We start from the raw sequence: 14,513 nt of genomic DNA on the forward strand, positions 1-14,513 counted from the left end.
TGGGAAGCGGCGTGACCGCGCGTTTCAGGCCACTTCCGGAACTCGATCCCACACAGGCGAGCGCTGCCGATCCGGGGGCGCATGCGGCGCTTTCGGCATCCGCCGGGACAGGAAAAACTCAAGTCCTGACGGCGCGGGTCTTACGACTGCTTTTGCAGGGCGCGCGCCCGGAATCGATCCTGTGCCTGACGTTCACAAAGGCAGCTGCGGCGGAAATGGCGAACCGCGTGGGGGCACGCCTGGCAAGCTGGGTCCGGCTGAAAGACAGCGAGCTGGGCACGGATCTGCTCCACGTGCGCGAATGCAACGATCCGGCCACACGGCAACGCGCTCGCCAATTGTTCGCCAAAGTGCTGGATTGCCCCGGCGGGCTCAAGATCCAGACGATCCACAGCTTCGCTCAGTCCTTGCTTGCTGCATTTCCGATGGAAGCCGGGATCATACCTGGCTTCCAGCCGATCGAGGGGCGCGCGGAGCAGGAACTCGTGCGCCGCACGCTTGCAGACCTTTTGACCGATGCAGAAGCGAGCGGCGACGCGCAATTGATCAAGGATGTTCAGTGCCTGAGCCGCCGTCTCGGCGAGACCGGCGCAGTTGAGTATCTGCAAGTCTGTGCCAGGCGCTCCGATGCGCTTGGCTCCATTGGACCGCGAGATGCGATCGAGCCGACTGTGCGGCGGATGATGGACCTGCCCGAAGGATCCCCGGAAGAATATATCGCGGCCAATTGCGGCGATGAGGGCTTCGACTGCGAGCTCCTGCGGGCAGTTGCGGACGCCAATCGCAGATGGGGCGCGCAAACCGGAATCGCGCACGCTGAGGCTATCGAAGAGTGGCTCGGGCTCACCCCCATCGAGCGGGCGGCGCAACTCCAGAAGCTCCGCAAGGTCGTTCTAACCGAAAAGCAGACGCTTCGGGTTTCAGCGGGCCAGACCAAGGCCGAACCGCACTATGAATCCCACGCCGGGCGCTTGGCCAATCTGATCGGAGAGCTGCTGCGTATCCAGAACGGTGCACGCATCGCCGCCGACATGGCGGCGGGGCTGCGCGCAGGTCAGGCCTTCGCAGCCGCTTACACGCGTGCAAAGCGCACCGCCGGCGTCGCGGATTTCAACGACCTGATTGATTGGACCCGACGACTGCTCGCTACGCCAGGGATGGGCGACTGGGTCCGCTACAAGCTCGACAGGCAGATCGATCATGTGCTGATCGACGAGGCCCAGGACACCAACGCCGACCAATGGGAAATCGTTCGTCACCTCGTCGATGAATTTTTCACCGGTGCGAGCGAAAGCGAGGCTCGGTGGCGCACTCTTTTCACCGTGGGGGACTTCAAGCAGGCGATCTACGGCTTCCAGGGAACCGATCCCTCCGAATTCGACCGCGCGCGTCGTGACTTCCGGGCAAAGTCCAATGCATTGCGCGATGCCGAGGACTTGTTTGACGTAGCTGCGCAGCGGGCGCTTGAATTTCGCGACCTGTCGATCGCCGCCAGTTTCAGGTCGGCGCAGCCCGTCCTCGATACCGTCGATGCAGTGATCGATGAGCTGGGTTACGCATCGCTGGGGTTGCCGGACCAGCCCCCGGCGCATCGCGCGTTCCATTCCGCCCGGCCAGGGCAGGTTGAGCTCTGGAAGCCCTTCGCTTTTGACGAGATCGAGGACGATGAGGAGGAGGGCGAAGAGCGTTGGGTAGATGTGCGCGACCGCATGTACGCCGGCCAGCTTGCGCAGCGGATCCGAGACCTTGTCGAGGAGGCTCCGGCGCTCGCTTCCACGGGACGCCAGCTGAGCCCAGGCGACATCCTAGTCCTCGTAAGAAGCCGGGGCGAATTGGCCTCGCTGCTGGTCGCGCGCCTGTTCTCGGCGGGTGTGCCCGTTGCCGGCCTCGACCGGCTGCATCTGCATGAGCCGCTTGCGGTCCAGGATTTGCTCGCCGCCGTTCGTTTTGCGGTCCAGCCGTCCGACGATCTTAGCCTTGCCTGCCTTCTCGTCTCTCCACTCTTTGGCTGGGACCAGGACCAGCTCCGCGAGCTCGCTTATGGTCGTGATGGCAGTCTTTGGTCTGAGCTGCGCGACCGTGCGGCAGAGGGCCTATTGTTCGAGCGGGCGCGCGCGCAGCTGTCCGAGCTGCTCCGGATCGCCGACTTCGTCACGCCTTCGCGTTTCCTCGAGACGATACTGACCGGCCCACTTCAGGGCAGGCGTAAGCTTTACTCCCGCCTTGGAATGGCGTCGCGCGATCCGATCGATGAGCTGATGAACAGCGCGCTCGAGTTCGAGCGCAACGAGACTTCGTCGCTAGACGGGTTCCTGTCCTGGTTCTCGCGGGGGGAAGTGGACATGCAGCGCGACCCTGGGATGCCGGCCAACGAAGTGCGCGTCATGACGGTGCATGGCGCCAAGGGCCTGGAGGCTCCTGTCGTCATTCTCGCCGATGCCACCGCCGATCCCGCCCGTCTGGGCCGGACTCCGCTGAGCGTGGATTTTCCTTTCCCGGAGGTCGGCACGCTCCCGTTCGTCCGCCCTAAGAAGGATGAGCGAATTTCGCCCTTCGCCGAGTTGATCGCGCTGCAGGAACAGCGGGACCTCGAAGAGCATTGGAGGCTCCTTTACGTCGCAATGACACGGGCTGCGGACAGGCTTATCGTTGCCGGTGTTGCTCCGACGAAGGACCTCCCTGCGAACTGCTGGCATCGCGCCGTCGAGCGAGGTCTAACCTCTCTTGGAGCGACCGAGAACGAAGGGGGCGGACTAGTCCATGGCGGCGGTGTGGCGTCCATACCTCGGTCGCGTCCGACCAAGCCGCAACTGCCTTCGATCTTCATTCCTTCCTGGGCTGTTCAGGCGGCGCCCAAGGAGGCGCGTCCACCGCAGCCGCTTGCACCCTCTGCTGTGGCTGTCGACGATGAAGCGGCGCTTCCTCCAAGCGATGCGATGCGCGCGGCGGCACGTAGAGGCGTGCTGATCCACCAACTGCTGGAGCGTTTGCCGGCCGTAGCCGCGGACGAGCGTCGTGCGGCCGCATTGCGGTGGCTCGAGCGTAGCGGCGGGGTCACCGATCCCGGCGAGCGGGACGAACTCACACAGCTGGTCTGCCGGCTTGTTGCCGACCCGCGCTTTTCGGCACTTTTCGGTCCTCAGTCGTTAGGCGAGGCACCCCTTGCGGCAACACTGCCGGACGGGCGTGTGATTGCGGGCACCGTCGACCGATTGCTGGTGAGCGATGACGAAGTCCAGGTGATCGACTTCAAGACGGGCAGGGTACCGACAAACGAAGAGCAGATTCCGGCCTCTCACCGTGCCCAGATGAGCGCCTATGTCGAAGCGCTCAGAATAATCTTCCCCGGTCGGCTAGTCCGCGCGACCTTGCTTTATACGGCCGGCCCGCAGCTGTTTGAACTTGCGGCTTGAGAGGCGCAAGTCGAGACACCATATGCTTGTTAACGTTCTACGCGAGGAGATTCGCCGCCATGGCTACCAAGACTGTCACCGACCAGAGTTTCGCAAGCGACGTCTTGGGGGCGGACGGGCCGGTGCTGGTAGATTTTTGGGCGGAATGGTGCGGTCCTTGCCGTATGATCGCGCCGGCGCTCGAGGAAATTTCGAACGAGCTCGGCGACAAGGTCACCGTCGCTAAGCTGAACATCGACGAGAATCCCGACACCCCTGGCCGTTACGGCGTTCGCGGCATTCCGACGATGTTGCTGTTCAAGGGCGGCCAGCCGATCGCCCAAAAGGTCGGGGCCGCTCCACGGAGCCAGATCCAGCAGTGGATTGAGGGTAACATCTAAGCGCCGCCGACGAGGGAGCTGTCATCGGGAGGTTCGGTTCCGGCGAGCCCGCGTGTGTCGGGCCGGAACCGCACGTTTCCGCACATGCACCCTCCGGTAAGTCCCATCTTCGTCTCCGCTTCAATTGACTACGGCAGGGCCGCTCCTTACATCGCCGCCGACAGTTTCCCAGCGTCGGCGAGAGGACTTCCGCCCCTTCTTGAACGCGCGGGCTTTTAAGGGATTTCCATGTTCGCCGGATTGGCAAAGAGCATCTTCGGATCGGCCAACGACCGCTATGTGCGCGGTCTCGGCAAATATGTTGACGCCGTAAACAACCTCGAATCGTCGGTCATGGCGCTCAGCGATGACGATCTCCGCGGTCAGACCGAACTATTCCGCCAGCGCCTCGCCAATGGCGAGAAGCTCGACAGCATATTGCCGGAGGCATTCGCGACGGTCCGGGAGGCCGCGAAGCGGACCCTCGGCCAGCGTCACTACGACGTGCAGCTGATCGGCGGCATCGCCCTTCATCGGGGCGAGATCGCGGAAATGAAGACGGGCGAGGGCAAAACGCTCGTCGCGACGCTCGCGGTTTACCTCAACGCCCTCGAAGGGAAGGGCGTCCACGTCGTCACCGTCAACGACTATCTCGCGCGCCGCGACGCCGACTGGATGGGCCAGATCTACCGTTTCCTGGGAATGACTGTGGGCGTGATCGTTCCGAACCTGTCAGACCAGGAGCGGCGCGACGCCTATAATTCGGACATCACCTACGCGACGAACAACGAGCTCGGGTTCGATTACCTGCGCGACAACATGAAATATTCGCGCGATCAGATGGTGCAGCGCCCCTTCAATTTCGCGATCGTGGACGAGGTCGACTCCATCCTCATCGATGAGGCGCGGACGCCGCTGATCATTTCAGGTCCTACCGACGACAAGTCCGACCTCTACATTGCCGTCGACGAGCTCGTGAAGACGCTCACCGAAGCCGATTACGAGAAGGACGAGAAGCAGAAGTCGGTGGTCCTTACCGAGGAAGGCACCGAAAAGGCCGAGCGGCTGCTGGAGACGCGCGGCCTGATCGAGGGGCGCAACCTCTACGACATCGCCAACACGCAGGTCGTTCACCACTTGAACCAGTCGCTGAAGGCGAATGTGATGTTCAAGCGGGACATCGACTACATCGTGAAGGACGGCAAGGTCGTCATCATCGATGAGTTCACCGGCCGCATGATGGACGGTCGGCGCTGGTCTGACGGCCTCCACCAGGCCGTCGAGGCCAAGGAAGGCGTGGACATCGAGCCCGAGAACCAGACGCTCGCTTCGATCACCTTCCAGAACTACTTCCGAATGTATCCCAAGCTGTCGGGCATGACCGGCACGGCGATGACCGAGGCGCCTGAATTCTTCGACATCTACAAGATGAACGTCGTGTCGATCCCGACCAACGTCTCCGTCCAGCGCGTCGATGAGGACGACGAGTTCTACAAGAACATCAACGACAAGTTCGCGGCCATCGCCAAGGAGATCAAGGAGCGGCAGGAGAAGGGCCAGCCGGTCCTGGTCGGCACGGTCTCCATCGAAAAATCCGAGATGCTGTCGGAATTTCTGCAGCGCGAAGGCATCAAGCATTCGGTGCTCAATGCTCGCTTCCACGAGCAGGAAGCGCACATCGTCGCCCAGGCGGGCCGCATGGGCGCGGTCACGATCGCCACCAACATGGCTGGCCGCGGCACCGACATCCAGCTCGGCGGCAACCTCGAATTCCGGATGCAGGACGAATCGCCGGACCTGATCGAGGGAACGCCGGAATTCGACGCACGGGCTGAGAAGGTTCGCACCGAAATCGCCGAGGAAAAGCAGAGGGTGCTCGACAACGGGGGCTTGTTCGTCCTCGGGACCGAGCGGCACGAGAGTCGCCGCATCGACAACCAGTTGCGCGGCCGCTCCGGTCGTCAGGGCGATCCGGGCCTTTCGCGCTTCTATCTGAGCCTCGATGACGACCTGCTGCGCATCTTCGGCCCGCAGACCATGTTCGCGCGGCTGATGAACAAGAATCTCGAGGACGGCGAAGCGATCGTCAGCCCGTGGATCTCGAAGGCGATCGAGACGGCCCAGAAGAAGGTCGAGGCGCGCAATTACGACATCCGTAAGCAGGTCGTCGAATTCGATGACGTCATGAATGACCAGCGAAAGGTCATCTACGAGCAGCGCGCCGACATCATGGATGCCGAAAGCGTCACCGACGTCATCGACAACATGCGTGCGGAGACGGTCGCGGCGATCGTCACGGTGCATTGCCCGCCGGGCACTTATCCCGAACAATGGGATGTCGAGGGCCTGAAGGACAGCCTCGACGCCGTGTTCGGGCTCCAGCCGCCTGTCGACGAATGGCTGCAGGAAGAAGCCGTCGAGCCGGAAATGGTCGCCGAGCGCGTCCAGCAACTCGCCGACGAGAGCATGTCAGCCAAGCTCGAGAGCATCGAAGCCGAGAATTGGCGGAACGTCGAGAAGCAAATCCTAATCCAGACGCTCGACCATCACTGGAAGGAGCATCTCGCGACCCTCGACGCGCTGCGCCAGGTCATCCACCTGCGCAGCTACGCGCAGAAAAAGCCCATCGATGAATATAAGCAGGAGGCCTTCCTGCTGTTCGAACGGCTGCTGGTCTCGATCCGCGAGGAGGTCACGCGCCTTCTGATGCGCGCCCAGGTGCAGGTCGATGCTCCGCCGATGCCGGTGCTTCCCGACTTCATTACCCAGCACCTCGATCCCTTCTCCGGCGACGACGATACCGCCGATGTCGATGCGAGCACGGGCGCGATCCTATCCAACCTCCCGCCGCTGTCGAACATTCCGCAGCCCTCGCTGCCTCAACGCGAGGCGGAAGGCGGGGTGGTCGAGGCGCCGGTGAGCCGCAACGCGCCTTGTCCGTGCGGGTCGGGCAAGAAGTACAAGCATTGCCACGGGCAGATCGCGTAACCCCGGTGGCGAAAGCCGCGCGGATTGATCGAGGCGCGCTCAGGCGCGCCTATCGCCCAGACGAAGAAACCGTCGTTCGCGAGCGGCTCGATCAGGCGAGGCTCGATCCATCGCTTGCCGGCGAGGCGACAGCAACGGCGCGCGCCCTGGTCAAAGGCATGCGCGCCCACAAGCCTTCGGGTGTCGACGCATTCCTGCAGGCCTATGACCTTGGCTCGGAAGAGGGCATCGCAATGATGTGCCTCGCCGAGGCGCTTCTTCGCATTCCGGACGCTCACACTGCTGACGAGCTTATCGCAGACAAGCTCTCGGGGCCCGACTGGTCGGACAAGCTGGGCCGCTCCGAGTCCGCTTTTGTCAATGCGGCGACCTTCTCGCTGCTGCTCACAGGCAAGGTGATCGAGGGAGCACAGGACCGGAGCGATAACTGGCGCGCGGCCCTGGGTCGCGCAGTCGGGCGGCTTGGTGAGCCGGTCGTGAGGACGGCTGTCCGAGAGGCAATGAAGATCCTCGGGCGGAATTTCGTATTCGGCCGCGACATCGACGAAGCGCTCAAGCGCGCCGAACCTGAGCGTAAGCAGGGCCTGAGCCACAGCTTCGACATGCTGGGCGAAGCCGCAAAGACCTTCGCGGACGCCGAGCGCTATGCGGAAGCGTATCGGTCGGCGTTGAAGCGCATCTCCAAGGAAGCGAAGGCTGGGTTCAGGAGCTCGCCGGGCATTTCGGTCAAGCTGACCGCGCTTCATCCCCGCTTTGAGTGGAGCCATCAGGAAGCGGCCGTCGCGGCGGTTGTGCCGATCGTCCGGGAGCTGGCGATGTTGGCGTCCAAGGCAGATGTGCATTTCACGATCGATGCCGAAGAAGCCGATCGGCTCGAGCTTCAGATGGATGTGTTCGAGGCGCTCCTCGCCGACGGCGAGCTATTCTCCAATGGCTGGGGCGGCTTTGGGATGGCGCTCCAGGCCTACCAGAAGCGCGCGGCGCCGCTTTGCGATTGGGTGATCGAAGCAGCGAGGGCGCATCGCCGCAAGCTGATGGTCCGCCTAGTAAAGGGCGCCTATTGGGACACTGAGATCAAACTGGCTCAGGTCGGCGGTCTGGCCGATTATCCGGTGTTCACGCGCAAGGTGGCCACCGATGTCTCCTATATCGCCTGCGCCAAGAAGCTGCTGGCCGCGACCGACGTGATTTATCCGGCCTTCGCCACCCATAATGCCAATACGATCGGGCAGGTGAAGGCACTCGCGCATGGCAAGGCGTTCGAGTTTCAGCGCCTCCACGGCATGGGCGAAGAGCTTTACGAGGAGCTGAGCAAGCTCGAGCGAGGCATTGGCGACAAGCCGACGCCCGTACGCATTTACGCACCGGTGGGAAGCCACAAGGAGCTGCTCGCCTATCTCGTGCGACGCCTGCTTGAGAATGGCGCCAACTCCAGCTTCGTGAACCGGATTGCCGACGAGCAAGTCTCGGTTGAGGAACTGACCAAGGACGCGGTGGCCGAGCTTGGTGCGCTTCACCCCAAGCGTAATCCGAAGATCGTCCTGCCGACCGAGCTATTCGGCGCTCAACGCCGCAACAGCGCTGGCGTCGACCTTAGTGACCCCTTGGTCCGCGAGCCGCTGTTGGAGCGACTTGAGGCGCTAAATACGCGCACATGGACCGCGAAGCCCGGGATCGGGAAGGGCGAGGGTAGGGCAATCGTATCGCCCCATGACCATAGGATTACCGTCGGAACGACCTTCGAGGCGACTGCCGACGAGGTCGATCGGATGGTTCGTGCCGGGCATGCTGCTCAGGTCGAATGGGATTCGCTCGGCGGCGAAAGGCGCGCGCAGCTGTTGGAAAGGGCCGCCGACCTCTACGAAGAGCATGCGGAAGAGTTCTTCTCCCTTTGCACTCGCGAAGCCGGCAAGACTTTGATCGACGGCGTGCTCGAAGTGCGCGAAGCCGTCGATTTCCTGCGCTTCTACGCGTCCGAAGCGCGACGCCAGTTCACAAAACCTCTTCCCCTGCCTGGGCCCACCGGGGAGCAGAACGAGCTGCGGTTGCACGGCCGCGGCGTGATCGGCGCCATTTCACCCTGGAATTTCCCGCTCGCCATCTTCACCGGCCTGGTTTCGGCGCCGCTCGCTGCGGGCAATGCGGTGATCGCAAAGCCTGCCGGGCAAACACCGCTGATCGGCGCGCTCGCGATCGAGCTGATGCACAAGGCGGGGATTCCCAGGGACATCGTCCAGCTCGCACCCGGCTCCGGGCGGGTCGTGGGCGGAACGCTGACCGCGCACCCGCTTTTGGCCGGGGTCGTGTTCACGGGATCGACGGAGACTGCGCGGACGATCAACCGCACGTTGGCCGAACGCGACGGGCCGATCATTCCGTTCGTGGCAGAAACAGGCGGCCAGAATGCGATGATCGTCGATAGCTCGGCACTGCCTGAGCAGGTGACTCGCGACGTCATCTCCTCGGCTTTCCAGAGCGCCGGCCAACGCTGCTCGGCCTTGCGCGTGTTGTTCGTTCAGGAAGAGGTCGCCGACGGGATGATCGAGATGATCTCCGGCGCCATGGAAGCATTGACGGTAGGCGACCCGAGCGACCTTGCGACCGACGTGGGCCCGGTTATCGACGAGGCTGCGAAGAAGGTTCTCGATGACCACCTCAAGTGGCTCGACAAGAACGCGAAGAAAATTTGCCGGTTGAAGGCACCGAAGGAGGCGGCGAACGGCTGTTTCGTCGCCCCGGCCTTCTATGAAATCAAGTCGCTGAGCCAGCTTAACCAGGAGAATTTCGGCGCGATCCTCCACGTCGTCCGATTTGCCGGCGACGAGCTCGACAAGGTCGTCGAGCAGATCAACGCGACCGGTTTCGGCCTGACGCTCGGCCTGCAGAGCCGCATCGACACGGTTCGTGACTATGTCGAGGAACATGCGCGCGTCGGCAATTTCTACGTCAACCGAAACCAGATCGGTGCAGTGGTCGAAAGCCAGCCCTTCGGCGGCGAAGGCCTGTCCGGCACGGGCCCGAAGGCGGGCGGCCCCCATTATGTCGCCCGGTTCGCAACCGAGCGCGTGACCTGCATCGATACCACTGCCGCCGGGGGCAATGCCAGCCTGATGGCTGCCCTCGAAGGCTAGCGCCAGCGAGCTTCGTCGCGCGAAACGGCGGTTTTGCAGCACTTTTGAGGTCTTTGCAGCGACGATCCCGAACATGGTCGCAGGCTGCACGCCTTATATTACAGCTTCAGCCAATCCCTGATGGCGACGTTCAGAAAGGCCAAATCGGCCTTCGGACGCCGGACCAAAAGAAGGGATTATCACATGCGTATCTTGCTCACTTCGCTCGTGCTGGCTTCCAGCCTTGCTGCTTCGCCTGCACTGGCCCAGCCCGGTGCCGAGGAATTCTCCGTTTCGATCGCCTACGGCGATCTCGACGTCGCCAGCGATGCCGGCGCGAACGTCCTCCTCCATCGAGTGAAGGCTCGTGCCGACCAGTTCTGCGTCGGCGCAGGTGACTCCCCGCTCCAGCAGACGCTGCAGGTGCAGACGTGCCGGGCGAAATTCATCCAGGCTGCCGAGCAGAAGATGCAGCTTGCCGATTCCGGGTCGAGCGCCGTTCGCATGGGCGGCCGCTGATGCCCCGATGGGAGAGCGGCAATCCTCCCCAGCCGTCGCTCTCCCATCAATCTTGCTGCAAAAGCCGCGGTTTGTGCGACGAAAACCGCGCTATCCTTGTGAAAACAGGTTAGAAGCCGGCGCTGAACAAGCGGGTCCACTGCATGAAATTTCTTTCGTTCACGCGTCCGGAGATTGCCCGGCAGGCCGCCAAGCTCACGTTAGGCATTTGGGCGTTCACCTTCGTCCTCTTTCTGATGCCAGGCCTGGTCGCGACAGGTCACGTCCCGAACTTCGTCATAGGCTTCATCCTCGCCGACATCGCGGTGGGCATCGTGCTCTCCGTGTTGCTGTACATGGCGGCCGAGCGCGTCGCCGAAGCGAGCCTTTCAACCAAGGTCGTCGTTGTATCGGCCTGCGTTTGCGCCGCGGCGTTCGTCTTCTCCTTGTTCGACTCCCTGCTTGGCGGCGAGATCATTCGCATCTTCATGTCCGCTCATCGCATCCCGAAGGATGTGGTGAACATGACCGTGTCGAACTTCATCAGCTTCTCGTGGCTCTACGGCCTGCTCGGCTCGGTCTATGTGATCCTCCAGGCCAACGCCGTGATGCGTGAGCGCGATGTGCAGCTGATGGAGGCGCGGGCTCTTGCGCAGACTGCGCAGCTCACGGCCCTGCGGCTGCAGCTGAACCCCCATTTCCTGTTCAACACGCTCAATGCGATCTCGTCGCTGATTGTGACGGGCCGCAATCGCCACGGGGAGGCTATGCTGAGCAAGCTGTGCGACTTCCTCCGCACCGCGCTGGCAGCGGACGGAACGGGGTCGACGACCCTCGGCGAAGAATTTGAGGTGCTGCAGACCTATCTGGAGATCGAATCGATCCGCTTCGGCGATCGGCTGACCGTGGATTTCGAATGCCCTGCGGAGCTGATGGACCTGCCAGTACCGAACTTCATCCTCCAGCCGCTCGTCGAGAATGCGATCAAGCATGCGGTCGCTCCGACCAGCAAGCCGGTGATCATCCGGGTCGCCGCGCGTCGCGAGGGCAACGACATGGTCCTTAGCGTCAGCGACAATGGCGGCAGCCCCGCGAACACCGGCGGGACCGGCGTGGGGCTTGCGAACACGCGCCGCCGCCTGGAAGTCGAGTATGGCGGCAAGGCTCGACTGGAGACGATGCCGCACGATCAGGGTTTCATCGCGATCATTCGGCTGCCGATCGATGCCGACCGGTCGCTGACCCTGGTAGCCTGACGATCATGTTGCGTACCCTGCTCGTTGACGATGAGCCGCTTGCGATCGAGCGCCTCCAATTCCTCCTCTCCGACATCGCCAGTGCCGAGGTCGTCGGAACGGCGACCAACGGCCGCGAGGCCAGCGAGCAGATAGAATCGCTGAAGCCGGATCTCGTGTTCCTCGACGTTCAGATGCCGGAGCAGAATGGCCTTCGCGTCGCTTCGACGCTGGAAGGAGAAGATCGCCCCGAGATCATCTTCGTCACTGCTTTCGAACATTATGCGGCCGACGCCTTCGAGGTGGAGGCTGCGGACTATCTGTTGAAGCCCGTCCGTTTCGACCGGTTGTGGCAGGCCGTCGAGCGGGCCAAGCGACGCAAATATCTGCGCGAGCTGGCGGCGCGGGATGGTGAGCCCGATACGACGTCGGAACCGCTGACGCAGGCCAAGTCGCCGCATGAGGACGGCATTTGGGTCCAGACGCGTTCGGGCGCGATCTTCGTCCCGACCGAGACCATCGACTGGATAGAGGCGCAGCGGGATTATGTGATGCTGCACACGGCGACGCGGAGCCACATCGTTCGAATGTCGATGCGCTCGCTGGAAGACTCGCTCGATCCGATGCAGCTGGTGCGTGTGCATCGTTCCGCCTTTGCCCGTCCCAGCAACGTGGTCGAGGTCCAGCGCATGGGCAGGTCGATCAGCGCGCTCGTCATGCGCGACGGCGCGATTATTCCGGTCGGGCCCAGCTACGCCCACGGCGTCGCGCAGCGTCTGAAGCTAAGCGAGTAGGCGTCCCGCTTCGGGACATCAGGGTAAAAGGCGGGAGCAGGGCATTGACGCCCGCGTTATGGGAACCTGCGGGGTGGTCCACAGGACATGAACGCATTCCGCCGGAGCGGCTGGCCCCCCGGGCCGGCCGCTTCGTTGTTTTCGCCCATCCTTGGAAGAATGGCTCCCCGGGCCTGATTCGAACAGGCGGCCGTCCGATTAACAGTCGGATGCTCTACCGCTGAGCTACCGGGGAGCAGCCACGCAGACCGTGCTGCAGGGCAGGCGGGCTAGATAGCGCCCGGTTCCTTAAAGGCAAGTGTCCAAGCGCCCGATCGTCAAATCGCGGCGCAATCAGGTCGCGAATTGCTCCATCGCGATCCGCTCGTCGAGGGCATGCTCCGGATCGAACAGGAGGGTGAGGGACCGCTCGCGGTCGAGCCCGATCTCGACTTTCGTGACGTCACGCACCTCGATCTGATCCGCGACCGCCGAAACGGGCCTATTCTCCGGCTCAAGCACCTGGAGGCAGACGGCAGTGTCGTCGGGCAGGATCGCGCCCGACCAGCGCCGTGGCCGGAACGGGCTGATCGGGGTCAGGGCAAGCATCTTGGCCTGAAGCGGAAGGATAGGCCCGCCGGCCGACAGATTGTATGCGCTCGAACCCGCGGGCGTTGCCACGAGCACGCCGTCGCAGACCAGCTCAGGGAGCGCGACGCGTCCGTCGACAAGCACTTCGATCTTGGCCGTCTGGCGGGTCTCGCGCAGTAGCGACACCTCGTTAATCGCTGCGTGAGTGAAAGTTTTGCCGCCGACCGTCGTCGCACGCATCTCGAGTGGCGCGACGCGGATCGCCTTTGCCGCGGCGATCCGCTCGGAAAGCCGGTCCAGCCGCCATTCGTTCATCAGGAAGCCGACCGTTCCGCGATTCATGCCGAACACCGGCTTTGGCAGTCCGCGCTCCAGCATGTCGTGAAGCACGTGGAGCATGAACCCGTCGCCTCCGACGGCGACGAAAATCTCCGCTTCGTCGGGCGATGCGAACTTATAGCGCTCGCGCAGCAATGCTTCCGCAGATCGCGACAGCTCCCGGTTCGAAGCCAACAAGCCGATGCCGAGCGCGCCGAGATCCTGCACCCTGTCGCCCGTGGGCGGAGACGCGTCCGCGTTCAAGCCTCGTCCTTTTCACTGCCTCGGCCTCCCGCAGCATAGTGGCTTACCAAAGCAGCGTCACTGTCCCGTTTCGGGTCGTGCCCTGGGGTGCCGCTTCCGACCGAGGCGGCCGCGCGTTAGGCCGGCGCTCATGTTCAAGTGGGAAAGCGTATTCTCGTGGGGGAGGCGGGCGTCGGATACCCCTTTGCCGGCGCCCGCCCTGCCGACCAACGATCCGCTGCTCGAGAGCATGATCGCGCATGAGCAGATCGACGTTCTCTACCAGCCGGTCATCGAGCCCGCCACGGGCAGGATCACTGGCGCTGAGGCCCTGGCGCGATCGGCCATCGCGGATTCAGCGACCAGCCTGTTCTCTCGCGCAGCGGCTTCGCGCCTGGACGAGCGGCTTTCGCGCCTGGTCCAGCGCAAGGCCTTACGCCGCGCGGCAGCATGGGAAGGGCCCCTCAGCGGCTTGGGCGTTTCGATCAATCTCTTGCCGCGGGAGATCATCCGCGACGATTACGACAGCTGGCTGCTCGAAGAGATTGCAATTGCCGGGATCGCCTCGTCGAGGGTGACGATCGAGATTACCGAGAGCGCCCTCGTCACCGATCATGAAGCTGCGTCGGAGCATCTGGCGCGCCTCCGCGACGCGGGAGTGACCGTCGCCGTCGACGACTTCGGAAGCGGCTATGCCAGCTTCTCCTACCTCACCAACCTCCCGATCGACGTCCTCAAGATCGATCGCGGACTGGTGTCGGCGATTGTCGAGCGAGAGCCTGACCGCCTCGTCGTCAGGACGTTGATCAACCTCGCCCATGAGCTCGGACTCAAGGTGCTCGTCGAGGGCGTTGAGAGCACTCCCCAACTTGTCCTCCTTTCGGAGTGGGGATGCGACCTTTACCAGGGCTTCCTGGGTGCCGGAGCGTTGACGGAAGACGAGCTTGCCCGGTTCGTCGGCGCGGCCCACGCCGAAGCGGCATAG

Annotated in this window: 9 protein-coding genes and 1 tRNA gene; 8 read left to right on the forward strand and 2 right to left on the reverse strand. The window is 63.3% G+C overall.

Annotated features, from left to right (window positions below; all coding sequences use genetic code 11):
- Positions 1–11 precede the first annotated feature (11 nt).
- From addA to LZ538_RS09960, 7 genes are all read left to right on the forward strand, one after another.
- Complete coding sequence (gene addA / locus LZ538_RS09930; protein ID WP_249831858.1) at positions 12–3,413, forward strand: double-strand break repair helicase AddA; 3,402 nt, start codon at positions 12–14, stop codon at positions 3,411–3,413.
- Between the two features lie 59 nt (positions 3,414–3,472).
- Positions 3,473–3,793, forward strand: a complete 321-nt coding sequence (gene trxA / locus LZ538_RS09935) for a thioredoxin TrxA (RefSeq protein ID WP_249831859.1) — start codon at positions 3,473–3,475, stop codon at positions 3,791–3,793.
- 228 nt (positions 3,794–4,021) lie between these two features.
- Positions 4,022–6,760, forward strand: coding sequence for a preprotein translocase subunit SecA (secA, locus tag LZ538_RS09940; RefSeq protein WP_249831860.1), 2,739 nt, complete (start codon positions 4,022–4,024; stop codon positions 6,758–6,760).
- Entirely contained in the window at positions 6,739–9,891 is a 3,153-nt protein-coding gene (putA, locus tag LZ538_RS09945; protein ID WP_249831861.1) for a bifunctional proline dehydrogenase/L-glutamate gamma-semialdehyde dehydrogenase PutA, read from the forward strand. Before secA ends, putA begins: the two co-directional genes overlap by 22 nt.
- A gap of 183 nt (positions 9,892–10,074) precedes the next feature.
- Positions 10,075–10,389, forward strand: a complete 315-nt coding sequence (locus LZ538_RS09950; protein WP_249831862.1) for a UrcA family protein — start codon at positions 10,075–10,077, stop codon at positions 10,387–10,389.
- A 143-nt stretch (positions 10,390–10,532) separates the two neighbouring features.
- Positions 10,533–11,624, forward strand: coding sequence for a sensor histidine kinase (locus LZ538_RS09955; protein WP_249831863.1), 1,092 nt, complete (start codon positions 10,533–10,535; stop codon positions 11,622–11,624).
- Positions 11,625–11,629: 5 nt separating this feature from the next.
- Positions 11,630–12,397 carry a LytR/AlgR family response regulator transcription factor gene (locus LZ538_RS09960; RefSeq protein WP_249831864.1) on the forward strand — a complete coding sequence of 256 codons (768 nt, stop codon included), beginning with the start codon at positions 11,630–11,632 and terminating at the stop codon, positions 12,395–12,397.
- A 160-nt stretch (positions 12,398–12,557) separates the two neighbouring features.
- Here LZ538_RS09960 and LZ538_RS09965 read toward each other — a convergent pair.
- Positions 12,558–12,632: transfer RNA gene (locus tag LZ538_RS09965), tRNA-Asn, on the reverse strand.
- A 98-nt stretch (positions 12,633–12,730) separates the two neighbouring features.
- Entirely contained in the window at positions 12,731–13,489 is a 759-nt protein-coding gene (locus LZ538_RS09970) for an NAD kinase (RefSeq protein ID WP_249832207.1), read from the reverse strand.
- 244 nt (positions 13,490–13,733) lie between these two features.
- Between LZ538_RS09970 and LZ538_RS09975 the strand changes: the two genes are divergently transcribed.
- The gene (locus tag LZ538_RS09975; RefSeq protein ID WP_249831865.1) at positions 13,734–14,513 is read left to right on the forward strand and encodes an EAL domain-containing protein; all 780 of its coding nucleotides are present in this window, start codon (positions 13,734–13,736) and stop codon (positions 14,511–14,513) included.

Origin of the sequence: Sphingomonas hankyongi (genome assembly GCF_023516575.1) — a bacterium.
In the GTDB taxonomy this organism is placed as follows: domain Bacteria; phylum Pseudomonadota; class Alphaproteobacteria; order Sphingomonadales; family Sphingomonadaceae; genus Sphingomicrobium; species Sphingomicrobium hankyongi.

Excerpts from the sequence above, each read along its gene's own strand:
- trxA (WP_249831859.1), top strand. The coding sequence starts at position 3,473 with ATGGCTACCAAGACTGTCACCGACCAGAGTTTCGCAAGCGACGTCTTG.
- secA (WP_249831860.1), top strand. The coding sequence starts at position 4,022 with ATGTTCGCCGGATTGGCAAAGAGCATCTTCGGATCGGCCAACGACCGC.
- LZ538_RS09950 (WP_249831862.1), top strand. The coding sequence starts at position 10,075 with ATGCGTATCTTGCTCACTTCGCTCGTGCTGGCTTCCAGCCTTGCTGCT.
- LZ538_RS09955 (WP_249831863.1), top strand. The coding sequence starts at position 10,533 with ATGAAATTTCTTTCGTTCACGCGTCCGGAGATTGCCCGGCAGGCCGCC.
- LZ538_RS09960 (WP_249831864.1), top strand. The coding sequence starts at position 11,630 with ATGTTGCGTACCCTGCTCGTTGACGATGAGCCGCTTGCGATCGAGCGC.